Source organism: Streptomyces sp. NRRL S-337 (assembly GCF_000720175.1).
Taxonomy (GTDB): domain Bacteria; phylum Actinomycetota; class Actinomycetes; order Streptomycetales; family Streptomycetaceae; genus Streptomyces; species Streptomyces siderophoricus.
The window spans coordinates 1-22301 of the sequence record NZ_JOIX01000108.1; the positions used below are offsets into that span (position 1 = coordinate 1).

19 protein-coding genes are annotated in these 22301 nt (G+C 72.9%); 10 read left to right on the forward strand and 9 right to left on the reverse strand.

What is annotated here, in order from left to right; all coding sequences use genetic code 11:
- Positions 1 to 558: SulP family inorganic anion transporter (locus IG62_RS0138055; RefSeq protein ID WP_037840337.1), on the forward strand; the 558-nt coding region annotated here is incomplete at its 5' end.
- Positions 559 to 820: 262 nt separating this feature from the next.
- Positions 821 to 2230, forward strand: coding sequence for a M1 family metallopeptidase (locus IG62_RS0138060; RefSeq protein WP_030814791.1), 1410 nt, complete (start codon positions 821 to 823; stop codon positions 2228 to 2230).
- Positions 2231 to 2612: 382 nt separating this feature from the next.
- Here the strand turns inward: IG62_RS0138060 and IG62_RS0138065 are convergent, their stop codons facing one another.
- Entirely contained in the window at positions 2613 to 3413 is an 801-nt protein-coding gene (locus IG62_RS0138065) for a class I SAM-dependent methyltransferase (RefSeq protein ID WP_037840338.1), read from the reverse strand.
- 229 nt (positions 3414 to 3642) lie between these two features.
- On the opposite strand from IG62_RS0138065, the gene IG62_RS0138070 reads away from it, so the two are divergent.
- Positions 3643 to 4302 (forward strand): TetR/AcrR family transcriptional regulator, encoded by a 660-nt coding sequence (locus IG62_RS0138070; protein WP_030814796.1) that lies wholly within the window; start codon positions 3643 to 3645, stop codon positions 4300 to 4302.
- 162 nt (positions 4303 to 4464) lie between these two features.
- Positions 4465 to 5406 (forward strand): hypothetical protein, encoded by a 942-nt coding sequence (locus IG62_RS0138075; RefSeq protein WP_030814801.1) that lies wholly within the window; start codon positions 4465 to 4467, stop codon positions 5404 to 5406.
- Between the two features lie 346 nt (positions 5407 to 5752).
- Here IG62_RS0138075 and IG62_RS0138080 read toward each other — a convergent pair whose 3' ends face one another.
- From IG62_RS0138080 to IG62_RS0138095, 3 genes are all read right to left on the reverse strand, one after another.
- Positions 5753 to 6352, reverse strand: coding sequence for a hypothetical protein (locus IG62_RS0138080; protein WP_030814803.1), 600 nt, complete (start codon positions 6350 to 6352; stop codon positions 5753 to 5755).
- 236 nt (positions 6353 to 6588) lie between these two features.
- The gene (locus IG62_RS0138090) at positions 6589 to 7143 is read right to left on the reverse strand and encodes a hypothetical protein (protein WP_030814806.1); all 555 of its coding nucleotides are present in this window, start codon (positions 7141 to 7143) and stop codon (positions 6589 to 6591) included.
- A 226-nt stretch (positions 7144 to 7369) separates the two neighbouring features.
- Positions 7370 to 7687, reverse strand: a complete 318-nt coding sequence (locus IG62_RS0138095; RefSeq protein WP_030814809.1) for a peptidase — start codon at positions 7685 to 7687, stop codon at positions 7370 to 7372.
- 240 nt (positions 7688 to 7927) lie between these two features.
- Here IG62_RS0138095 and IG62_RS0138100 point away from each other — a divergent pair, with 240 nt between their 5' ends.
- On the forward strand, positions 7928 to 10489 hold the full coding sequence (locus IG62_RS0138100; protein WP_030814812.1) for a serine/threonine-protein kinase: 2562 nt from the start codon (positions 7928 to 7930) through the stop codon (positions 10487 to 10489).
- A 133-nt stretch (positions 10490 to 10622) separates the two neighbouring features.
- Here IG62_RS0138100 and IG62_RS0138105 read toward each other — a convergent pair whose 3' ends face one another.
- Positions 10623 to 10841: a hypothetical protein gene (locus tag IG62_RS0138105; protein ID WP_030814821.1), complete on the reverse strand. Its 219-nt coding sequence runs from the start codon at positions 10839 to 10841 to the stop codon at positions 10623 to 10625.
- Between the two features lie 172 nt (positions 10842 to 11013).
- Here IG62_RS0138105 and IG62_RS0138110 point away from each other — a divergent pair, with 172 nt between their 5' ends.
- Entirely contained in the window at positions 11014 to 11856 is an 843-nt protein-coding gene (locus IG62_RS0138110) for a helix-turn-helix domain-containing protein (RefSeq protein ID WP_030814823.1), read from the forward strand.
- Entirely contained in the window at positions 11838 to 12044 is a 207-nt protein-coding gene (locus tag IG62_RS0138115; RefSeq protein ID WP_030814825.1) for a DUF397 domain-containing protein, read from the forward strand. The genes IG62_RS0138110 and IG62_RS0138115 overlap by 19 nt, the downstream gene beginning before the upstream one ends.
- Before the next feature lie 79 nt (positions 12045 to 12123).
- Here IG62_RS0138115 and ilvD read toward each other — a convergent pair whose 3' ends face one another.
- The 3 genes from ilvD to IG62_RS0138130 all read right to left on the reverse strand — a co-directional run bounded on the left by ilvD (position 12124) and on the right by IG62_RS0138130 (position 16217).
- Positions 12124 to 13977, reverse strand: a complete 1854-nt coding sequence (gene ilvD, locus IG62_RS0138120) for a dihydroxy-acid dehydratase (protein WP_030814828.1) — start codon at positions 13975 to 13977, stop codon at positions 12124 to 12126.
- Positions 13978 to 14190: 213 nt separating this feature from the next.
- Positions 14191 to 15015 carry a sugar phosphate isomerase/epimerase family protein gene (locus IG62_RS0138125; protein ID WP_199812581.1) on the reverse strand — a complete coding sequence of 275 codons (825 nt, stop codon included), beginning with the start codon at positions 15013 to 15015 and terminating at the stop codon, positions 14191 to 14193.
- Between the two features lie 278 nt (positions 15016 to 15293).
- Complete coding sequence (locus IG62_RS0138130) at positions 15294 to 16217, reverse strand: Ppx/GppA phosphatase family protein (RefSeq protein WP_030814835.1); 924 nt, start codon at positions 16215 to 16217, stop codon at positions 15294 to 15296.
- 94 nt (positions 16218 to 16311) lie between these two features.
- Between IG62_RS0138130 and IG62_RS0138135 the strand changes: the two genes are divergently transcribed.
- Positions 16312 to 17148 (forward strand): hypothetical protein, encoded by an 837-nt coding sequence (locus tag IG62_RS0138135; RefSeq protein WP_030814838.1) that lies wholly within the window; start codon positions 16312 to 16314, stop codon positions 17146 to 17148.
- 40 nt (positions 17149 to 17188) lie between these two features.
- Here the strand turns inward: IG62_RS0138135 and IG62_RS0138140 are convergent, their stop codons facing one another.
- A complete protein-coding gene (locus IG62_RS0138140; RefSeq protein WP_030814841.1) occupies positions 17189 to 19099 on the reverse strand; it encodes a BACON domain-containing protein in 1911 nt (636 codons plus the stop codon).
- A 269-nt stretch (positions 19100 to 19368) separates the two neighbouring features.
- Here IG62_RS0138140 and radA point away from each other — a divergent pair, with 269 nt between their 5' ends.
- Both radA and disA read left to right on the forward strand, forming a co-directional pair.
- Positions 19369 to 20781, forward strand: coding sequence for a DNA repair protein RadA (radA, locus tag IG62_RS0138145; RefSeq protein WP_030814843.1), 1413 nt, complete (start codon positions 19369 to 19371; stop codon positions 20779 to 20781).
- Positions 20782 to 20925: 144 nt separating this feature from the next.
- Positions 20926 to 22050 (forward strand): DNA integrity scanning diadenylate cyclase DisA, encoded by a 1125-nt coding sequence (gene disA / locus IG62_RS0138150; protein WP_030814846.1) that lies wholly within the window; start codon positions 20926 to 20928, stop codon positions 22048 to 22050.
- Positions 22051 to 22301: the final 251 nt, after the last annotated feature.

Here is a 22301-nt window from a genome sequence, read left to right on the forward strand (position 1 = left end):
GTGCAGGCGGGGGCGCGGACCAAGGCGTCGCGGGTGCTGCACGGCGTGTGGCTGCTGGTGTTCGCGGCGGCGTTCCCGGCCGCGCTGGGCATCGTCCCGATCGCGGCACTCGCGGCCGTTCTGGTGCACGCGGGCTGGAAGTTGCTGCCGGTGAGGACGTGGCGGCCGTTGTGGCGGGAGCACCGGGGCGAGGCCGTGGTGCTGGCGGCGACGGCGGTGGCGATCGTGGCCACCAACATGTTCGAGGGGGTGCTGCTCGGGCTGCTGCTGGCCGTCGCCAAGTCGGCGTGGGAGACCTCGCAGGTGCACCTGGAGGTGACCGGCCTGGAGGGCAGCGGGGCGATCCGGGTTCGGGCCGTGGGCCATGCGACGTTCCTGCGGCTGCCGAAGCTGCTCGACCAGCTGGAGGCGCTGCCCCGGGACCGGGAGATCGAGCTGGATCTGTCCGGGCTGCGCCATCTCGACCATGCGTGTGCGGCGGCGCTCGGCAACTGGGAGGAGCAGCGCCGCGGGCCGGACGGGACGGCGCGGCGGACCACACCGTCCGTCGCACCGTAGGGCCCGAGCCGTAGGGCCCGAGGCCCGTGGGTCGTGCGGAATCCCGGAGTGCCGTAAGCCCGGGGCCCGGGAGGCCTACGGGCCTGCAGCCCCAAGCCCGTAGGCCCGTAGGCCCGTCGGCCCCGGCGGCCGTTATCGCCGGCCGTTATCGCCTGCCGCGGGGCTTACGGCATCGAACGGGCCTTACAGCAACAGCGCGGCGTTACGGCGGAAATGACCGTAGGGTCGGAGGGCTGGTGACCGCTGACCCCCAAGGAGTGCTGTGAACCGCCGGCCCCTTCGTCGTTGCGGGGCGACCGCTGCCCTGTCCGTCGCCCTGCTGCTGTCCTCCTGCACCGGTGCCGCCCTGAGCGCCACCGGGGTGGCGGGCAGCGGCGGGGTGGGCGACCCGCTCTTCCCGGCGCTCGGGAACGGCGGTTACGACGTACGGCATTACGGCCTCGACCTGGCTTACGACGTCCGGCGGAAGCATCTGGACGCGACGGCGGAGATCACCGCCCGGGCCACCCAGGACTTGCGCTCCTTCAAGCTGGACCTGGAGGGACTGCGGGTGTCCGCGGTCCGCGTCGACGGCAAGGACGCGTCGTTCTCCCGCAAGGGCCACAAGCTCACGGTGCGGCCGCCGGTGGGGATCGCGAAGGGCACGCAGTTCCGTACCACCGTCGAGTATGCGGGCACCCCGCGGGAGCTGAAGGACCCGGACGGGTCGACGGAGGGGTGGGTCAAGACGTCCGACGGGGCGTTCGTGTCGGGGGAGCCGGCCGGGGCGATGACGTGGTTCCCCGGCAACAACCACCCGGAGGACAAGGCCACCTACGACTTCCGGCTCACCGTTCCGCGGCGCTACACGGCCGTGGCCAACGGGGAGCTGCGCTCGGAGAAGGTGTCCAAGGGGAAGGCCACGTTCACCTGGCACAACCCGGAGCCGATGGCCAGCTATCTGGCGACCGCCACCATCGGCACGTTCGAGGTCCACACCTCCCGCACGCCCGGCGGGCTGCCGCTGTACGTCGCGGTGGACCCGGCGGAGGCCGCGGCGAGCCGGGAGCCGCTGGCCCGGCTGCCGGAGATCATCAAGTGGGAGAGCGGGCTGTTCGGGAAGTACCCGTTCTCCTCGGCGGGCGCGATCGTCGACCACACCCCGCCGCGGATCGACTGGTACGCCCTGGAGTCGCAGACCAAACCGGTCTACGCCGGGGCGCCGGACACCGTGACCGTCGTGCACGAGATGGCGCACCAATGGTTCGGTGATTCGGTGACGCCGAAGACCTGGCAGGACACCTGGCTCAACGAGGGCTTCGCGACCTACGTCGAGTGGCTGTGGGAGGAGCACGAGGGCGGCAAGACGCCCCAGCAGCAGTTCGACGCGCTCTACAAGGACGACCCGCACAACGAGCGCTGGGACTTCCCGCCCGGCCGCCCGGGCGCCGCGAAGAACGTCACCGGCACGGCCGTCTACGAGCGCGGCGCGATGCTGCTCCAGCAACTCCGCAAGGCCGTGGGTGACAAGACGTTCTTCGGGATCCTCAAGGACTGGCCGGCCAAGTACCGCTACTCCAACGCCGATTCGAAGGATTTCATCGCCTTCTGCCAGGCGCGCACGAATGTGGATCTGAAGCCCCTCTTCGACGCGTGGCTGTACGGGAAGGGAAAGCCGGAACGGGTGTTCTGAGGGCGCCGCTCTGAGCGCACCAGTGTGAGCGCACCGGTCTGGGCGCATCAGTGTGAGCGCACCGTCGAAGCGGCTCGGCGCCGCCTGCCGACGTGCGACTCCTTCGTGTGACTCCTTCGTGTGACTCCTTCGTGTAACTCCTTCGTGTGACTCCTATGTGTGACCCCTATGTGCGACTCCTCGTGCCCGCCTCCCCCTGACTGACGTTCGGGATCAGGCGGGCCGCGGCCGGGTGGCGGGCCGTGAGGGTGAGGAAGCGGCGGGTGGAGCGTAGGGGGTGGGAGCAGGGGCGGTGACGCCTTCACTCCTGGTCGGGGACGGGCGCCCGGCCGGGATCGCCCCTGGTGGCCCTCCCCTAAGGACGACGTGGCGGGGCCGGGTGTTACTCCGGTGGGCGGAGGGCGACGGTGAGGTCGAGGGCGTACGCCTCCTCGACCGTGCCGTCGGGGAAGACGTCCAGCAGGGCGGCCCGTTCGGCCGACAGGACGGGGGCGGCGGCCGTCGGGCCGAGGGCGGCGAAGTACGAGCGGCTGCCGAGCATGGCGAGGTGGGTGTCGAGGGGTACCCGCCGGGTCCAGTGCAGCACGCGGCATTCCGGGTGCAGGCCCAGGCCGAGGCCGCGGAGCAGGTCGGGGGCCTCCGGTGCGACCGGGTGGGCGTGGTAGCCGGGGAGCCGGCGGGCGAGCCTGGCCTCCTGTTCGGCGGCCCAGGCGACGTCCGGGTCGGGGACGTTCCACCACAGCGCGAGCGCGCCCCCGGGCCGCAGCACGCGCAGCGCCTCCGGGGCGGAGCGCGCCGGGTCGGTCCAGTGCCAGGCCTGGGCGTAGCCGACGAGGTCGAAGCCCGCGTCGGCGGAGAACGGGAGCGCCTCACCGACGCCGCGGACGAGCGGGACGTCCGGATGGGCGGCGTGTAGTTCGGCGGCCATGGCGGCGCCCGGTTCCACGGCGGTCACCCGCGCGCCACGCGCCATGAGCAGGCCGGTCGCGATGCCCGTTCCCGCCCCGGCGTCGAGCACCCGTGCCCCGGCCAGCGACCGTCCGGCCAGTTCCTCGATCGCGGCGAAGAGGGCCGGTGGATAGCCGGACCGGGCGGACGCGTACTGCCCGGCCACGGCATCGAAGGAGCGGGCGAGGCTGCCCGGGGGCGGCGGCTGCACAGGCGGGTGCGGGGTGCCGGTCATACGGGAATGCTGCCGCGTGGCCGACCCGCCGCGCCGCCGCTTCGCAAAAACGGGCAGCCGAAAACCGGCAGCCACCGACACGCAGTCACCCTCAGGAGTCGCCGCCAGGTCGCCGCCAGGTCGCCGCCAGGTCGCCGCCAGGTCGCCGCCAGGTCGCCGCCAGGTCGCCGCCAGGAGCAGAAAACCATACCGGGTTCACTTTCAGGCTCGGTCTGGTTATAGTCCTGTCATGGCTGGATTGCGGGAGCGGAAGAAGGCGCAGACGCGGCAGCGGATCGCGGCGGTCGCCTGGCGGTTGTTCGCGGAGCGCGGGTTCGAGGCGGTGACGGTCAACGAGATCGCAGAGGCCGCCGAGGTCGCCAAGGCGACGTTGTTCGCGTACTTCCCGACGAAGGAGTCGCTGGCCCTCCAGGGCGTCGGGGACGACGACCTGGCGGGAATCGTCACCCGGCGGCCGGCCGGGCAGTCGCCACTGGAGGCGCTCCGGGCGCACTTCCGGGCGCTGGCGGCCGGGCCGATGACCGGGCTCGACCCCGAGGTGCTGGTCTCCCGGATCCGGGTGATCTTCGACAGCCCCGCCCTCAGCACCGCCGCCAACGCCCTGCTCTACCAGCAGCGGCAGCAGCTTGCCGAGGCCTTGAAGGCGGAGGCCGTAGCGGCCGGGGAGGAAGGCGGGGAACGGGACGCCGGGGGGCGGGGGGAGATGGTCGCCGTCCTGATGGCGGCTCAGATCAGCGCGTCGCTGGTCACGCTCCAGGAGGCGTTCTTCCGCCGACTGGCCGACGGCACCTCACTGGACGGCGCCCGCCAACAGCTCGCCGAGGACGTCGAGTTGGCGTTCTCCCTGCTGGCGGACGGCCTTGAGACGCACACGGCACACACGGCGTAGCGAGCGCATACGCAGCGTAGCTAGCGAGCGCCACACGTCGCAGAAAGCACACACGGCGCAGAAAGCGCGTACGCGGTCTAAAGGCGTAGACGGCGTGGACAGCGCACACAACGCACACAACGCACACAACGCACCATGACCCGAGGGGACACCGAACAGATCATGCGCGCACGGGGAATCAACTACGACACCGGGTTCCTTCCCGGTGAGGACCTTTCACGGAAGAGCTTCGCCGAGGGGGCCGTCCGCAAGGACATGGCGGTCATCGCCCGGGACCTGCACTGCGACGCGGTGCGGATATCGGGCGGCGATCCGGAGCGGCTGAGCGTGGCCGCCCGCTGCGCGGCGGAGGCCGGACTTGAGGTGTGGTTCGCGCCGTTCCCGGTGGACCTGGAGCCGGCGGAGCTGCGGACGTTCTTCGCGGACTGCGCGGACCGCGCCGAGGCCGTACGGGCCGGCGGGGCCGCGGTGGTGTTCGTCGCCGGCTGCGAGATCAGCGCGTTCTGCTCGGGCTTCATCCCCGGCGAGAAGTACGGCGACCGGCTGGACGCCATGGTGACCGGGGACCGGGACTGGTGGATGTCGCTGGGGCCGGTGCAGGAGCGGCTCAACGCCTTCCTCGCCGAGGTCGCGGAGCTGGTGCGGGGCCGCTTCGGCGGGCGGATCACCTACGCCTCGGGCCCCTGGGAGAAGGTCGACTGGCGGCCGTTCGATCTCGTGGGCGTGGACGCGTACCGGGCGGCGTACAACGCGGGGCGGTTCCGCGAGGAGGTGCGCGAGCACTTCGCGCACGGCAAGCCGGTCGCGGTGACCGAATTCGGCACCTGCGCCTACCGGGGCGCGGGCGAGCGGGGCGGGCTGGCCTGGCAGCCGCCGGCGGGTGCGGTGCCGGACGAGGGCGAGCAGGTGCGCTACTTCGGCGAGCTGCTGGACGTCTTCGAGGAGGAGGGCGTGGACACCGCCCTCTGGTTCACCTTCGCCGCGTTCAACACCCGTAAGGGCGCCGACCTCACGTCGTACGGAGTGGTGACGATGCTCGACGAGACGCACTGGGAGCCGCGAGAGGTGTTCGCGGCGATGGCGGCCCGGTACGGGAGGGACTGAGCGGCGGGGTAGGGGGGAGAACTGAGCGACCCGGTACGGGAAGCGGTGGGTGGCGCTGAGCGGGTGCCGGTGAGCGGGTGCCGCGGAGCAGGTGCCGCTCGGTCGGTGCCCCTACGGGACGGTCGAACAGATCCCGTAGGGGAGGGGCGCGCCCCTTGCATTCCACAACGCTGGCGGGTGAAGGGTATTCCGGACCGCGGGCGGGGCGAAGGGTGTTCCGGGCCGCCAGCGGGGTGAAGGGGCGCGGCCTGAGCAAGGGCCCGCCAGGCAGGGGCCAATCTCAAGAAAGGGGCGGCTTCCGAGGAGGGGCGTCTTCCGAAGTCACCCCCTCGAAGTCACCCCGTCGTCACCGTTTTCGGGCGCTCGTGGCCGCTCCCTTCCTCGTCCGAGCCCGGTCGAGGGACCATGCGCCCAGGCCCACCACTACGGCCGCCCCGGCCCCGTACACAGGCAGCCACAGCGTCGTGGTGGCTGACAGGCAGTCGGCAACGGCGGCATGGCTCTGGGCTGTCTGCGCGTGAGCCAGGGCGGCGCCGTCGCGACCGGCCAGGTGCGCGAGCGCGGCCTCCGCCCGGATGGCCTCGTACCTGCCCAGCGCAGGACACGCGGCACGTGTGCCCGGCATCGGGAACAGCCATGACCAGCGCTGCAGCATAGGGGCCAGGGTGATCGCCACGCACAGGCCGACGACCAGCGAATACGCCACCAGGTTCCGCAGGTACGCAGTTCCGGGCGTCTGTGTCGGCAGTCGCTGAAAGGAGAAGACCACCGCTAGGAGGGTCACCCCGATGTAGGTGGCGAACCATTGCCAGGACCCCTGCGCCAGTGCGGCCGTGAGCACGGCGGCGAGCGCGATGCCGATGACCCCCGGCTGACCGGGAGTGTCGCGGCTCGCGCCGACCGAGGCCGTTCGCCGGGCTTCTTGAAGGCCGAAGTGGTCGCCCATGGTCTCTCCTGCGTGGCTCAGAGGCCCTCAGCATCCGGGCACACCGCGCCCCGGTACGGCGCCATGCCGGGCCGGCCGGCAAGCCCCGCCCGGTTGGCGGGGCTTACGGCCGGACCTGCCACTGCAGCAGCAGGAACGGGAACAGGAGCAGGAACGGAATCTGGACCTGGAGCAGGAACTGGAACTGGAGAGCCACGTCGCTGGCGACCCCGGGCCGCCGACCCTGCCCCTGCCTCTCAGTGGCGGTTCTTGGGCCGCTTCGGGCTCTTGGACTTTCGGGCTGCCGGGTTGCCCGTACGGGTACCGCGGCGGCGTTCGTGGCGCTCGCGGGCCGCGGCGTACTCGGCGCGGTGCAGCCGCTCCCCCGGGGCCTCGACCAGGCTGCGGCAGAAGTACGCCAGCAGCGACCCGATGAAGCCGATGAGCATCAGGCTCTGCCCCGACGTGTCCGCCGCGCCCGCCCCCGGCGCGCCGGGGCGGCGTACGAAACCGTCCCAGGTGCGGCGGAAGGCCAGCGCGCTGCAGATGGCGAAACCGGCGACCACCAGGATGCCGACGAACGGGCCGACCGCGGCGATCTCCAGCCCCTGGAACGCGAAGCGCAGCACGACCGCCCCGGCCGCGGCGAGCGCCAGCGAGCCCACCGCGACGCCGGCCCGGCGCAGCGCGTAACCGCCGTCGTGGTGGACCCAGGTGGTGCCGAAGAAACGGATCGGCTCCGGCTGCGGGCCGTCGCTCTCCGGCCCGCCGGCGTCCGCACGGCCGCGGGGCGGCGTCTGCTCGTCGCTCATGGCACCGATTATCCCCGGGCCCGCATCACGGAACGCGGAGCCCACTCAGCCCACGCGGCACGCACGCACCACGACACTCAGCCCACGCGGCACACACGCCCCACAACGCTCAGCCCACGCGGCACACACGCACCACGACACTCAGCCCATTCAGGGCGCACGCCCCACGACGCTCACGCCACACAGCAAGCCCCCCTGCCACCGCACCCCACCCCACCCCACGCCCTCACCCCATACAGCGCGGCGCGACCATGCCGTCGCTGCCGGTGTGCACGTACGTGTCGGAGATGTACTGGCCGGGGCCGATGCTGTCCCAGATGTCCGAGGTGCCGTACGGGCCGCTGACCCGCTCCCCGTGCCGCTGGCAGCGGATCTCGATCCGCGCGCCCTCCGCCAGCCGCCGGACGACCGGGTAGTCGGTGCCGGGGCCCTTGCGGACCTTGACCCGGTAGCCGGGCGCGATCGGATAGGTGAGCCCGGCTGCGGCGAGCACCTGGCCGTCGTCGACCGGTTCCACGGATTCGGATTCCTGCGTCGTCGTCATGTCCATTCCCCCGTTGACGATTCTCCGGCCGGCGGCGCCGGGCCGGTGGTACCACGCCCAGCAGTGCCGGACGGGTTCTATGACGCCCAGCGATGCCCAACCGGTTCTACGACGCCCAGCAGTGCCGGCCGTGCCACGCGCACGCTAGCAAGCCTCAGCGCTTTCGTACGTGCCATCGACTAGGCTCCGCGCGTCGCACCTGCGACCGATTGGCACGGGGAATGACACGGGGGTGGAACCATGCCAGCGCTGCGCGATTCCGGCATCGGCCCGGAAGCGGAGCGTCCGGAATACGCCGGGAAATACCGGCTGGAAGCGCGGCTCGGGGCCGGCGGTATGGGCGTGGTCCATCTGGCCCGTTCCTCCTCCGGACTGTCGCTCGCGGTCAAGGTCATCCATGCGGAATTCGCCCAGGACCCGGAGTTCCGGGGGCGGTTCCGGCAGGAGGTGGCGGCCGCCCGCCGGGTCAGCGGGGCCTTCACGGCCCCCGTCGTGGACGCCGACCCGGACGCCGGACGCCCCTGGATGGCCACCCTCCACATTCCCGGCCCGACGCTTTCCGACCATGTGAAGCGGAACGGCCCGCTGACCCCCGGCGAGGTGCGCCGGCTGGCCGCCGGACTCGCCGAGGCACTGCGCGACATCCACCGCGCCGGGGTCGTGCACCGCGATCTGAAGCCGGGGAACGTGCTGCTCGCCGCGGACGGGCCGAAAGTCATCGACTTCGGCATCTCGCGCCCGTCCGACAGCGATATGCGCACCGAGACCGGCAAGTTGATCGGTACGCCGCCGTTCATGGCGCCCGAGCAGTTCCAGCGGCCGCGCGAGGTCGGCCCGGCGGCGGACGTCTTCGCGCTGGGCTCGGTGCTGGTGCACGCCGCCACCGGGCGCGGGCCGTTCGACTCGGAGAGCCCGTACATCGTCGCGTACCAGGTGGTGCACGACGACGCCGATCTCGCGGGCGTACCGCGGGAGTTGGTGCCGCTGATCGAGAGCTGCCTGGCGAAGGACCCGGCGGACCGGCCGACGCCGGACGCCCTGATGGAGCTGCTGCAGACCGACGCGCCGGAGGACGACCCGGTGCCGGGCGCGGTGGCCGGTGCGGTGCGGGGCGCGCTGCCGGGATCGGCGGCGGGCGTGCCGCCCGGGGGCGCCGGGGAGGCCGGGACGCGGGGTGCGCCGCCCTCGGGTGCGCCGTTGCTGTCACCGCAGTCCCCCGGCCCGATACCGGATCTGGACCCGATGTCGGATCCGGGCTCGATACCGGATCCGGGCCCGAACCTTCCGAATCCTGGCCGGGGTCTGGGTCCGAGCGGTCCGGGCCCGCGCATTCCCGAGCAGCGCGGCGGGGCGGTACGGGCCGCGGCCGGCCCCTCGCGGGCGGAGACCACGCACATACGGGGCGCCGCCCCCGTACCCCCAGCGGTACCGGAGGCGCCCGCACCGACCGGAACCACCGCACCACCGGGCTCACCAGCGCCGCCCCGGCCGCCGGAGGGCGCCCACCGGCAGGAGGGGCCGAATTCCGGCCGCCCCCAGCGCCGCGCCCCGCTCACCGCCGTGGCCCTCGCCGTGACCGTCGCCGTCGCCGCCGTCTTCACCGGCATCCGGCTCCTGGCCCCCGGCTCCGGCGAGGACCCCGCGCTCCAGACCCACGCGCCCCGCACCGCCACCGGCGACGCCCGCCCCTGGCGGACCACACTCCTCCAGCGGCCCCCGGGCCATGACGCCGAGATGGCGTACTGCACCGGCGGCTCCGGCGCCGTCTTCTGCGGCCAGTCCGGGCTCTCCGCCGCCCGGCTCGACCCCGACACCGGCCATGTGGCCTGGCGGCGCACCGGCGCCCCCGCCGGCAAACAGGCCACCACCCCGACCGCGCCCGTGCTCTCCGGCGGGCTGCTCTACGTCTTCTCCGCCGACGGCAAACGGCTCTCGGCCCTCGACCCCTCCCCCGGCGGCCGGGGCGCCACCCGCTGGAGCAAGGACGTCTCCGGTTACGAGGGCGGGGCCGCGGTCATCGGCGACCGCGTGCTGCTGACCGCCTCGGACGGCACGGTCACCGCGCTGGACAGCACCACCCACCGGCAGCGCTGGCACAAGCGCTTCGCCGGCCACGAACTGCCGCTGTTCACGGCGTTCGCCGGCGCGCCGCGCACCGCGTACGCCGCCGAGCCCACCGCCGACGGCACCCACTCCCAGGTCACCGCCATCGACCCGGCCACCGGCACGGTCCGCTGGGCACACCGGCTGCCAGGCCTCCTCACCCCGGCGGGACCGGCCGGCACGTCCGGTCCCGCCCGAACAGGTCGGGCCGGAACGGGCGGTTCCGGAGCGCTGTTCCTCACCGTCACCGACCCCAAGCTGTCGTACCGCACCACCGGCGTCCTCCGGTACGACCCCGTCACCGGCCACACCCGCACGCTGCCGGTGACCGGCTCACCGGACCAGGTCTCCGCCGTCGTGCACGGCGAGACGGTGTACCTGCTGGGCGAGGGCGGTGCGTTGCAGGCCACCGGAGCACACCACTGGTACACCGAGACGTCGGTGAGCCGGGGGTCGGTGCCGGTGGTGAGCGGCGGCCGGCTGTTCTTCAGCGCGGCCGACGGCCGGCTGATCGCCGTCGACACCGCCAACGGCGGGGTCATCGGCCAGACCCGGCCACGGCTGTCCGGCACCCGCAGCAACGGCTACCTGGAGACGGTCCCCGCCCCCTGGACCGACGCCCGCCGCGGCCGGATCTACGCGGCGGCCCCCGACGGCACGGTGTTCTCCGCCCCGCTGAAGGACCCGTCCAACTGGTAGGGCCGCACGGTCCGCAGCGCGGTGTCGATGAACATCGGCCCGCTGACCGCGTCGTAGGCGTACGGACTCCGGTGCCGCGGGAGCGGCACGCGACGCGGGGACGGCTGCCCGGAGGAGCGCCCGGTCGGACCGTTCACCGCCCCGCCGCCTTCCTCAACGCCGCGATCAGCTTGAACGTCGTCTCCAGATTGCACCGCCCCAACTCGATCAGCGGACGCGGGTGTTGGTAGCTGTACGACACCGGGTCGACGCTCAGCGACGGCAGCACGATCCCGGTCCGCGCCAGCGCCCTCATCAATTCGTCGCACGCCGCTTCCGCCGCCGCGTTCGCCGTGATCCGTTCCGCGGTCATCCTGACCAACCAGCCCTTCTGTCGTTCGCCTGCCCGGAACCCCGGAGGGCGACTACTCTGCGTATTCCAACCCTCACCAGGATGCATGCGGAGAAGGGCGCGAATGCCCCTTGCCGGGCGTACTTCGCCGCGCCGTGACGCTAGTTCCACACCTTCCACGAAGGAGGTCGCCATGCCGCCGAGACGAGCGGTCACCGGCCGCAGCCAGGAGCCGCGCCAACGCTTCGTGGAGGAGCTGCGATTACTGCGCACCCGCAACGGCGACAGCCTCCGCCAGCTCGGCGAGACGCTCGGCTGGGACTGGTCCCTCTTCGGCAAAATGGAATCCGGCCAGACCCTCGGCAGCCCCGAGGTCGTCCAGGCCCTGGACCAGCACTACGGCACACCTGGACTGCTGCTGACGCTGTGGGAGTTGGCGGCGGGGGATCCTACGCAGTTCAAGGAGCGGTACCGGCGTTACATGGCGCTGGAGGCGGAGGCGGTGAGCTTGTGGCATTACGGGGTCAGCACCATTCACGGCCTGCTCCAGACGCCTGGTTACGCGCGGGAGTTGCTCGCAGCCGGAGGCACTACGGGTGTGGAGCTGACACGACAGGTCGAAGCACGTATCGGTCGCCAGACCCTGCTGGACGGCGATGATGCGCCACGGTTCCGCACGATCCTGTCGGAGGCGGTGCTGCGCACACCCCTGGGAGACACCGAGCAGTGGCGTAAGCAGCTGGAGCACCTGATCGAAACCTCCGAGCGCAGGAACATCACGCTGCACGTCCTGCCGTTCAGCGCTGGGCTTTACGGGCTGGACAGCACCACGGTGATGTTTCTCCGACTGCCGGACGGCCGAACCGTGGCCTACACCGAGAACGCCCACCGCGGTGAACTCATCGAGGAAACCAGTGCGGTTGAGCGTCTGCAACGCGCGTACGATGCGGTGCGCGACCTGGCGTTGAGCCCGGTCGCATCGCGGAAATTCGTCATGCGGATGTTGGAGGAAGTGCCGTGCGAGCCATCGACCTGAGCACCGTCACCTGGCGCAAGTCCAGCTACAGCAACTCGGACGGCGGCGCCTGCCTCGAAATCGCCGACGACCTCCCCGCCCCCCTCGTCCCCGTCCGCGACAGCAAGGACCCGCACGGCCCGGCGCTGGTCCTCCCCGCCGCGGCCTGGGCCGCGTTCGTCACGGCGGTGAAGGACGGCGGCCTGTAGCGGTACGCGAGCCACGCAATCCGGCCCCCGTCGCCAAGCGACGGGGGCCGGTTCCGTTTCGGGCAGCGGCGCCGGGGCCTCAGCCCAGCAGGTTCACGTCCCGGACGGCGCCCTTGTCCGCGCTGGTGGCCATCGCGGCGTAGGCGCGCAGGGCCGCGGAGACCTTGCGTTCGCGGTTCTTGGGGGCGTAGACGCCGCCGAGGGCCTCCCGGCGTGCCGCCAGCTCCTCTTCACCGACCAGCAGCTCGATCGTGCGGTTCGGGATGTCGATGCGGATCCGGTCGCCGTCCTCGACGAGGGCGATCGTGCCGCCGCCGGCCGCCTCGGGGGAGGCGTGGCCGATGGACAGGCCGGACGTGCCGCCGGAGAAGCGGCCGTCGGTGATCAGCGCGCAGGTCTTGCCCAGGCCCCGGCCCTTCAGGTACGAGGTCGGGTAGAGCATCTCCTGCATGCCGGGGCCGCCCTTGGGGCCCTCGTAGCGGATGACGACCACGTCGCCGTCCTTGACCTGCTTGTTCAGGATCTTCTCGACGGCCTGTTCCTGCGATTCGCAGACGACCGCCGGGCCCTCGAAGGTCCAGATCGACTCGTCGACGCCGGCGGTCTTCACGACGCAGCCGTCGACGGCCAGGTTGCCCTTGAGGACCGCGAGGCCGCCGTCCTTGGAGTAGGCGTGCTCGGCCGAGCGGATGCAGCCGCCCTCGGCGTCCTCGTCCAGCGCCTCCCAGCGTTCGGACTGGGAGAACGCCTCGGCGGAGCGCTTGCAGCCGGGAGCCGCGTGCCACATCTCGACGGCCTCCGCGGACGGCGAACCGCCGCGCACGTCCCAGGTCTTGAGCCAGTCGGCGAGCGACGGACTGTGGACGGAATTCACGTCCTCGTTGAGGAGGCCGGCGCGGTGCAGCTCACCGAGCAGGGCCGGGATGCCGCCGGCGCGGTGCACGTCCTCCATGTAGTACGTGCGGTCCTTGGCGACGTTGGGAGCCACCTTCGCCAGGCAGGGGACGCGGCGGGAGACGGCGTCGATCGCTTCGAGGCCGAAGGGGACGCCGGCCTCCTGGGCGGCGGCGAGCAGGTGCAGGATCGTGTTCGTCGAGCCGCCCATGGCGATGTCCAGGGCCATGGCGTTCTCGAACGCCTCGAAGGTGGCGATGTTGCGCGGCAGGACCGACTCGTCGCCGCCCTCGTAGTAGCGCTGGGTGAGCTCGACGACCGTACGGCCGGCCTTCTCGTACAGCGCCTTGCGGGCGGTGTGCGTGGCCAGCACCGAGCCGTTGCCCGGCAGGGAGAGGCCGATGGCCTCGGTCAGGCAGTTCATCGAGTTGGCGGTGAACATGCCGGAACAGGAACCGCAGGTCGGGCAGGCGTTCTCCTCGATGCGGAGGATGTCCGCGTCGGAGATCTTGTCGTTCACCGCGTCCGAGATCGCGTCGACCAGGTCGAGGGTGCGGACCGTGCCGTCGACGAGGGTGGCGCGGCCGGACTCCATCGGGCCGCCGGAGACGAAGACGGTCGGGATGTTGAGCCGCAGTGCGGCGTTCAGCATGCCCGGGGTGATCTTGTCGCAGTTGGAGATGCAGATCAGCGCGTCGGCGCAGTGCGCCTCGACCATGTACTCCACGCTGTCCGCGATCAGGTCGCGGGAGGGCAGGGAGTACAGCATGCCGCCGTGGCCCATGGCGATGCCGTCGTCGACGGCGATGGTGTTGAACTCGCGCGGGATGCCGCCGGCCGCCTTGACCGCCTCGCTGACGATCCGGCCGACCGGCTGGAGGTGGGTGTGGCCCGGCACGAACTCGGTGAAGGAGTTCGCCACGGCGATGATCGGCTTGCGGCCGATGTCCGCGCCCGCTACGCCCGAGGCGCGCATAAGGGCGCGGGCGCCCGCCATGTTGCGGCCGTGGGTAACGGTGCGGGACCTCAGCTCGGGCACGATGGTCACTCCCTCGGGATACGTACGTTCAGCCGTACAGCGGCGGCATACCGCAGCTGATCCCGAGGTTACGCTCTTGATCCAAGATCCGGACACCGACTCCGGTATGTGAGACGGGTGACCGGAGTGCGGACGGCGACCGGCCGGCCCCTGCGGCACGTTCCGGGCGGACCGTTTCTGCCCGTGTTCTCCGCGGGCCGGCAGGAGACCCGGTCAGGACCCCGGCACCCAGGTCGGCGAGGCCAGGTGCAGCCGGGTGAAGGCCAGCGCCTCGGCCAGGTCGGCTTCGCGTTCGGCGGCGGACATCGCCCGGCGGGTGTTGACCTCGACGACCACGTGGCCGGAGAAGTTGTTCGCGGCCAGCCGCTCCAGCACCTCGCCGCAGGGCTGGCTGCCGCGGCCCGGTACGAGGTGCTCGTCCTTGGCGGAGCCGTTGCCGTCGGCGAGGTGGACGTGCGCCAGCCGGTCGCCCATCCGCTCCACCATGTCCAGCGCGTCGTTGCGGGCCGTCGCGGTGTGCGACAGGTCGACGGTGAAGTGCCGGTAGTCGTCGTTGGTGGGGTCCCAGTCCGGGGCGTACGCCAGCATCTCGCGGTCCCGGTAGCGCCACGGGTACATGTTCTCGACGGCGAACCGCACGTCCGTCTCGTTCGCCATCCGCCACACCCCGCGGACGAAATCCCGGGCGTAGCTGCGCTGCCAGCGGAACGGCGGGTGCACGACCACGGTGGAGGCACCGAGCTTCTCGGCGGCGTTGCGGGCGCGCTGCAGCTTGACCCACGGGTCGGTCGACCAGACCCGCTGGGTGATCAGCAGGCAGGGCGCGTGCACGGCCAGGACCGGCACGCCGTGGTAGTCGGAGAGCCGGCGCAGCGCCTCGACGTCCTGGCTGACCGGGTCGGTCCACACCATGACCTCGACGCCGTCGTAGCCGAGGCGCGCGGCGATCTCGAAGGCCGTCGCCGTCGACTCCGGATACACCGAGGCCGTGGACAGCGCGACCTTCGCATCCGGGATGCGCACCACTGGCTCTGTCACGAAGGACAGCGTAAGGGCCGGAGCTGTGCGCGGTGCGGGAGGCCCGGGCCCCTCGCGTCAGCCGTTGTGGCCTGTGGGGCGGGGGGTACGCAGGTGACGGGGCTGATCGGCGGCGTGACGAGTCTCACGTGCGTGTCTTCGCCTCCGCCCGCGGCCCGGGGCGGTCCGGCAACCGCCGCAGCCGCCCTACGCACCACCGCGCCGGCCCGGCCGGACCCGAGGGGGGCACCCGCCTACGGCAAGCGGCCAAGGCACCGACGGCAGGGGGGCCGGGACACCTACGGCAGGTGGTCCAGCCGCCGCAGGATGACCCCCTCGCGCAGCGCCCACGGGCAGATCTCCAGGGTCTCCACCCCGAACAGGTCCATCGCCGCCTCGGCGACCAGCGCCCCGGCCAGCAGCTGCCGCGCCCGGCCCTCGGACACCCCGGGCAGCTCGGACCGCTCCCGCGCGGTCATCCCGGCCAGCTTCGGCACCCACTCCTCCAGCTTCTTGCGGGTCAGCTCGCGCTGGACGTAGAGGCCCTCGGCGGAGCGGGCGGCACCGGCGATCCGGGCCAGCTGCCGGAACGTCTTGGACGTGCCGACGATCTGGTCGGGGGTGCCGTAGCGCCTGAACTCGCTCACCACGCGGGCGATCTCGGCCCGGATCCGGCGGCGCAGCGTGCGGACGTCCTCCGGATCGGGCGGATCCCCGGGCAGCCCGGCCGCGGTCAGCCGGCCGGCGCCCAGCGGCAGCGACACCGCCACGTCCGGGTCCTCGTCGAGGCCGTAGGCGATCTCCAGCGAACCGCCGCCGATGTCGAGGACCAGCAGCCGGCCCGCGGACCAGCCCAGCCACCGGCGGGCGGCGAGGAACGTGAGCCGCGCCTCGTCCTCACCGGAGAGCACCTGCAGCTCCACCCCGGTCTCCTCGGCGACCCGGCGCAGCACGTCCTCCCCGTTCGACGCCTCCCGCACCGCGGACGTCGCGAACGGCAGCACGCTCTCCACACCCTTGTCCTCGGCCACCTGCAGCGCCTCCAGGACGGTGGCCACCAGCCGCTCCACCCCGGCGTCGCTTATCGCGCCGTCGTCGAGGAGCTCGGCCAGCCGCAGTTCCGCCTTGTGGGAGTAGGCGGGCAACGGCCGCGCGCCGGGGTGTGCGTCCACCACCAGCAGATGGACCGTATTCGAACCCACATCGAGGACACCGAGTCTCATACGGGGAAACCTACTGCGAGGCCCGGCGGGGCTCGTCGGCGCGGTGGGCCCCCGGCCTCTCCGGGTGCCGCGGAACGCGCCGTACGCTGGACCCGTGGCAAAGACGAAAAAGGCGAAGCACGAAAAAGCGCCGAAGAAGGCAGAAAAGCGGCGCGCCCAGGCGGCCGAGGGGAACCAGCCCCCGGCCGACGAGGTCGGACTCGACTTCGCCCGCGCCTGGGTCACCTTCCCCGACCCGGCCGACGACGAACAGATCTTCCGCTGCGACCTGACCTGGCTGACGTCCCGCTGGACCTGCATCTTCGGCAGCGGCTGCCAGGGCATCCAGGCCGGCCGGGCGGACGACGGCTGCTGCACGCTCGGCGCGCACTTCTCGGACGACGACGACGAGAAGCGGGTCGCCGAGCACGTGGCGCGGCTCACGCCCGACCTGTGGCAGTTCCACGACGTGGGCACCGAGAGCGGCTGGGTCGAGGTCGACGACGACGGCGAACGGCAGACCCGCCGCTGGCAGGGCTCCTGCATCTTCCAGAACCGCCCCGGCTTCCAGGGCGGCGCCGGCTGCTCGCTGCACATCCTCGCGCTGCGCGAGGGCCGCGAGCCGCTGGAGACCAAGCCCGACGTCTGCTGGCAGCTGCCGGTCCGGCGCACCTTCGACTGGATCGACCGGCCCGACGACACCCAGGTGCTGCAGGTCACCATCGGCGAGTACGACCGGCGCGGCTGGGGCCCCGGCGGCCACGACCTGCACTGGTGGTGCACCTCCGCGACCTCGGCGCACGGCGCGGGTGAACCGGTCTACGTCTCGTACAAGCCGGAACTGACCGAGCTGATGGGCAAGAAGGGCTACGCCAAGCTCGCCGAGCTGTGCGAACAGCGGCTGGCGGCGCAGCTGCCGATGGCCCCGCACCCGGCGGACCCCCGGCCGTAGCCCCACCGGAACCACCGCCGCCCCCCGCCCGGTCCGCCGCTCAGCGGGCCGGGCGGGTCGTGTGCGACGGGGTGTCCGACGGCTTGAAGGGCGTCGGCCCGGAGGTCGCCGTGGGGCCGCTCGGCGACGGGGTCGGCGACGGGTCCGAGGGGCCGGGCGTCGGGCTCGTCCGCGACGGGGTCGGTGCCGGAGCCGTAGGGGTGGGATCCGTGGGCGTCGGCGTGTGCGGGGGACGCGACGGCGACGGGCCGGCCGGCGACGGGCCCTGCGGTCCGGTCGCCGGGCCGGTGCCGCCGTAGCCCTCCAGCGTGACCGCGGTGCCGCCCGGGTGGATGGCGATCCGGGTCCGCCAGCGGCCCGCCGGCTCCCGGTCGTGGTCGACGTAGACCGTGACCGTCGTGGATTGCCCGGGGCGCAGATAGCCCGCCGTCTGGCTCATCTGCAGCCATGCCGCGCCCGGCGTCGCCGTCCAGTGCACCGGCTCGCCGCCGGACGCGCTGATCGTGATCGCCGTCGTGCCGCCGCTGGGCTGCGCGGCGATCGTCAGCCGCCCCGGGCCCGTCGCCGTACGGTCCGCCTCGCCCGGCCGCAGCGGGGTGCCGTCCGCGCCGATCACCGCGACCGACACGTCCGGCGTCCGGCCGTCGCTCCGGGTGGCCGGCGACGGCGTGGTCCTGGCGTTGCCGGCGTTCTCGTACCCGCCGCCCAGCCGCGCCCCGGCGTCCGTGTCGTTCGCCGTCACCGAGGGCGTGCCGTCCGCCACGGTCTCCCCCGTGGCGGGCGCCCCGCGGTAGGCCGCCCACAGGGCCAGCACCGGCGCCGCGATGACCGTGGCGACCACCGTCGTGGTCAGTGCCCGGGCGCGCAGCCTGCGCCGCCGGGCCGAGCGGTCCGGCGGCGGGCCCACCGGGAAACCGTCGCGGTCGTAGCGAGGAGAACCGTTTGTCCCGCCCGACCGGCCGCGGCGTCCGGCCGCGGCGGGGCCGTCGGCCCGGCCCGTACGGGACCGCCGGGCCGCCGCCAGCGCCCCCAGCACCGCCTCCTGCGGCGCGGCGACCAGCGGCAGCGAACCCCGGGCCGCCGGCGCGGTGCCCGGCCACGGCCCCGGCGCGGTGGCCCGCTCCGCGGTCCGCCGGCAGGTCGCGCAGTCGTCGACGTGCCGCACCAGCTCCCGGCTGAGCGCCGCCCCCAGCAGCAGCTTGCTGTCCCCCGCCAGCTGCGCCACCTCCTTGCACCGGCCGGACTCGACGACGGCCAGCGCCGCCCGGGTCCGCTCGACCTCGCAGGAGGCGGTGGCGAGCAGCGCGCGGGTGGCGATCGGGTCGGCGCCGAGCACCGCGGCGACCTCGTCGGCGGAGAGCCGGTGCCGCACCGAGAGCTCCAGCGCCTCTCGCTGCCCGGGAGAGGTGCCCGCGGCCTCCGGCCAGGCCAGCACGGCCAGCTCGCGCTGCCGCCGCTCGCCCTCGCGGGGCGCCGCCGGACCGGTGCCCGTGGCGCGGCCGGTGGAGGTGGCGGTGCCGATGCCGGTGGCGGGGACCGTGGAGGTGGCGGTGCCGACGCCCGAACGGGTGCCGGAGCGGGAGCCGGAGCCGGTGGCGGTCCGCTCGGCGAGCCGCCGCAGACATGCCCAGCGGGCCAGCGCGTACAGCCAGGCGCGGTGCAGCGCCGGGTCGGCCGGGCGGCGGTGGTGGTGCCGCTCGGCGAGCGCCAGCGTCTCGCCGAGCACCGCGGTCGCCGCGTCGTGCTCGCACAGCACCGACAGGCAGTAGGTGAACAGGCCGTCCAGATACGGCTGATAGCCGTCACCGGGCTCGTCCGGGGCACCCGGGGCGGGCGGCTGGAGGGGCCGGGAGGACGGCTGGGCGGACTGCGGACGGCTCCGGCGCCGGTCGTCGCCGCGCGACCGGTGTACGCCGGTGGAGTGCGTGGGGTGCTCGGGCCTGCTGCTCATCACCCCGGCGACGGTAGGCGGATGATGCAGCCGGACTTACTCTCCCGGACCACTTTTAACCCTTACGGGTGACCATCTCCCTCAAAAGGGGACACGGACCTGCAGCGGCACTCAAAGCGCACGCGGCGTGCGCCACCCGGTCGGAGCAACGAGGCGGCGGGGGGCGAGGGGGACGGGGGCTACAGGGGACGGGAGCCGAGGGGGGCGAGGGGTGCCGGGCCCCGGCGGCGGGCGCGGCGCTGTCAGACCCCGCCGCTACCGTGACCCCCATGGCAACTCGTAAAGCGCCGGGCAAGGAACGCCCCTCCTACCGCTGCACCGAATGCGGCTGGACCACCGCCAAGTGGCTCGGCCGCTGCCCGGAATGCCAGGCGTGGGGCACGGTCGAGGAGTTCGGCGGCACCCCCGCCGTCCGCACCACCGCGCCCGGCCGGGTCACCACCGCCGCCCTGCCCATCGGCCAGGTCGACGGCAAGCAGGCCACCGCCCGCACCACCGGCGTCGACGAGCTCGACCGCGTCCTCGGCGGCGGCCTGGTCCCCGGCGCGGTGGTCCTCCTCGCCGGCGAGCCCGGCGTCGGCAAATCCACCCTCCTCCTGGACGCCGCCGCCAAGTCCGCCTCCGCCGCCCACCCCACCCTCTACGTCACCGGCGAGGAATCCGCGAGCCAGGTCCGGCTCCGCGCCGACCGCATCGGCGCCCTCGACGACCACCTCTACCTCGCCGCCGAGACCGACCTCTCCGCCGTCCTCGGCCACCTCGACACCGTCAAGCCGTCCCTGCTGATCCTGGACTCCGTCCAGACCGTCGCCTCCCCCGAGATCGACGGCGCCCCCGGCGGCATGGCCCAGGTCCGCGAGGTCGCCGGCGCCCTCATCCGCGCCTCCAAGGAACGCGGCATGTCCACCCTCCTCGTGGGCCACGTCACCAAGGACGGCGCCATCGCCGGCCCCCGCCTCCTGGAGCACCTCGTCGACGTCGTCCTCCACTTCGAAGGCGACCGGCACGCCCGCCTCCGCCTCGTCCGCGGCGTCAAGAACCGCTACGGCACCACCGACGAGGTCGGCTGCTTCGAACTCCACGACGAAGGCATCACGGGACTCGCCGACCCCTCCGGCCTCTTCCTCACCCGCCGCGCCGAACCGGTCCCCGGCACCTGCCTGACGGTGACCCTGGAGGGCCGCCGCCCGCTCGTGGCCGAGGTCCAGGCACTCACCGTCGACTCCCAGATCCCCTCACCCCGGCGCACCACCTCCGGCCTGGAGACCTCCCGCGTCTCGATGATGCTCGCCGTCCTCGAACAGCGCGGCCGGATCAGCGCCCTCGGCAAACGCGACATCTACAGCGCCACCGTCGGCGGCGTGAAGCTCACCGAACCCGCCGCCGACCTCGCCATCGCCCTCGCCCTCGCCAGCGCCGCCAGCGACACCCCGCTGCCCAAGAACCTCGTCGCCATCGGCGAGGTCGGCCTCGCCGGCGAGGTCAGACGCGTCACCGGCGTCCAGCGCAGGCTCTCCGAAGCCGCCCGGCTCGGCTTCACCCACGCCCTCGTCCCCACCGACCCCGGCAAGATCCCCGACGGCATGCGGGTCCTGGAGGTCGCCGACGTCGGACAGGCGCTCACCGTCCTGCCCAAGCGCGTACGCCGGGAGGCCCCACAGGAGGAGGGTGTGCGCCGGTAGACTTTGCCCTGGTCTCGCCCGTCACCGCAGAATTGCCTGTCGGCCACGTACGCTCCGCTGGTACGTCAACCACAGGCTGATGCATCAACCACAGCAAGGGCCGGGCGGCCCGCGGACCGACAGACCGTGCGACGGAGGAGTGCAGTGGCAGCCAACGACCGGGCATCGACTCCCGGCAGGTCCGGCGGGGGATCCGGCACCGAGAGCCTGATGCGCGCCTCGCTGAGCGCCGTCGCCCCCGGCACGGCCCTGCGCGACGGCCTGGAGCGCATCCTCCGCGGCAACACGGGCGGCCTGATCGTCCTCGGCTTCGACAAGACCGTCGAGTCCATGTGCACCGGCGGCTTCGTCCTCGACGTCGAATTCACCGCCACCCGCCTTCGCGAGCTGTGCAAACTCGACGGCGCACTGGTCCTCGACAAGGACATCACCAAGATCCTCCGGGCCGGCGTCCAGCTCGTCCCCGACGCCTCCATCCCCACCGAGGAGACCGGCACCCGCCACCGCACCGCCCAGCGCGTCTCCATCCAGGCCGGCTTCCCCGTCGTCTCCGTCAGCCAGTCCATGCGGCTGATCGCGCTCTACGTCGACGGCGAGCGCCGCGTCCTGGAGGAATCCGCGGCCATCCTCTCCCGCGCCAACCAGGCCCTGGCCACCCTGGAGCGCTACAAGCTCCGCCTCGACGAGGTCGCCGGCACCCTCTCCGCCCTGGAGATCGAGGACCTGGTGACCGTACGGGACGTGACCGCCGTCGCCCAGCGGCTGGAAATGGTCCGCCGCATCGCCACCGAGATCGCCGAATACGTCGTCGAACTCGGCACCGACGGCCGGCTGCTCTCCCTCCAGCTCGAAGAGCTCATCGCCGGCGTCGAACCGGAACGCGAACTGGTCGTCCGCGACTACGTCCCCGAGCCCACCGCCAAGCGCGCCCGCACGGTCTCCGAGGCGCTCGCCGAGCTGGACTCCCTCACCCACGCCGAACTCCTCGAACTCCCCAACGTGGCTCGCGCGCTGGGCTACAGCGGCGCCCCCGAGACCCTCGACTCCGCCGTCTCCCCGCGCGGCTTCCGCCTCCTGGCGAAGGTCCCCCGCCTCCCCGGCACCGTCATCGACCGCCTCGTCGACCACTTCGGCGGCCTGCAGAAACTCCTCGCCGCCAGCGTCGACGACCTCCAGACCGTCGACGGCGTCGGCGAGGCCCGCGCCCGCTCCGTCCGCGAGGGCCTCTCCCGCCTGGCGGAGTCCTCGATCTTGGAGCGGTATGTGTGAGCGGTGGGCGTGAGCGGTGGGCGCTGCGGTGCGCGTGAGGGGGACGTGCAGGGGGTGGGGGAATAAGCCTCCGGTGGCGGAATAACCCGCTGCGCCCTTGGCGTTGTGGCCACGCAGGGGCCCGCGCATCCCCTACGGGATCTGTTCGACTGCCCCCTAATACTGCAACCGCATGTGGGGGTTGTGGCCTCGGCGTTGGTAGTGGCAGTGGCGGGCTCGGGCTTGGCTGCGTCTGCGGAAGTGTGACCAGT

Coding starts and splice junctions, on each gene's coding strand:
- IG62_RS0138095 (WP_030814809.1), bottom strand. CDS start 7,687: ATGACGACGACGCAGGAATCCGAATCCGTGGAACCGGTCGACGACGGC.
- IG62_RS0138070 (WP_030814796.1), top strand. CDS start 3,643: ATGGCTGGATTGCGGGAGCGGAAGAAGGCGCAGACGCGGCAGCGGATC.
- IG62_RS0138090 (WP_030814806.1), bottom strand. CDS start 7,143: ATGAGCGACGAGCAGACGCCGCCCCGCGGCCGTGCGGACGCCGGCGGG.
- radA (WP_030814843.1), top strand. CDS start 19,369: ATGGCAACTCGTAAAGCGCCGGGCAAGGAACGCCCCTCCTACCGCTGC.
- IG62_RS0138100 (WP_030814812.1), top strand. CDS start 7,928: ATGCCAGCGCTGCGCGATTCCGGCATCGGCCCGGAAGCGGAGCGTCCG.
- IG62_RS0138105 (WP_030814821.1), bottom strand. CDS start 10,841: ATGACCGCGGAACGGATCACGGCGAACGCGGCGGCGGAAGCGGCGTGC.
- IG62_RS0138080 (WP_030814803.1), bottom strand. CDS start 6,352: ATGGGCGACCACTTCGGCCTTCAAGAAGCCCGGCGAACGGCCTCGGTC.
- IG62_RS0138140 (WP_030814841.1), bottom strand. CDS start 19,099: ATGAGCAGCAGGCCCGAGCACCCCACGCACTCCACCGGCGTACACCGG.
- IG62_RS0138075 (WP_030814801.1), top strand. CDS start 4,465: ATGCGCGCACGGGGAATCAACTACGACACCGGGTTCCTTCCCGGTGAG.
- IG62_RS0138130 (WP_030814835.1), bottom strand. CDS start 16,217: ATGAGACTCGGTGTCCTCGATGTGGGTTCGAATACGGTCCATCTGCTG.
- IG62_RS0138065 (WP_037840338.1), bottom strand. CDS start 3,413: ATGACCGGCACCCCGCACCCGCCTGTGCAGCCGCCGCCCCCGGGCAGC.
- IG62_RS0138110 (WP_030814823.1), top strand. CDS start 11,014: ATGCCGCCGAGACGAGCGGTCACCGGCCGCAGCCAGGAGCCGCGCCAA.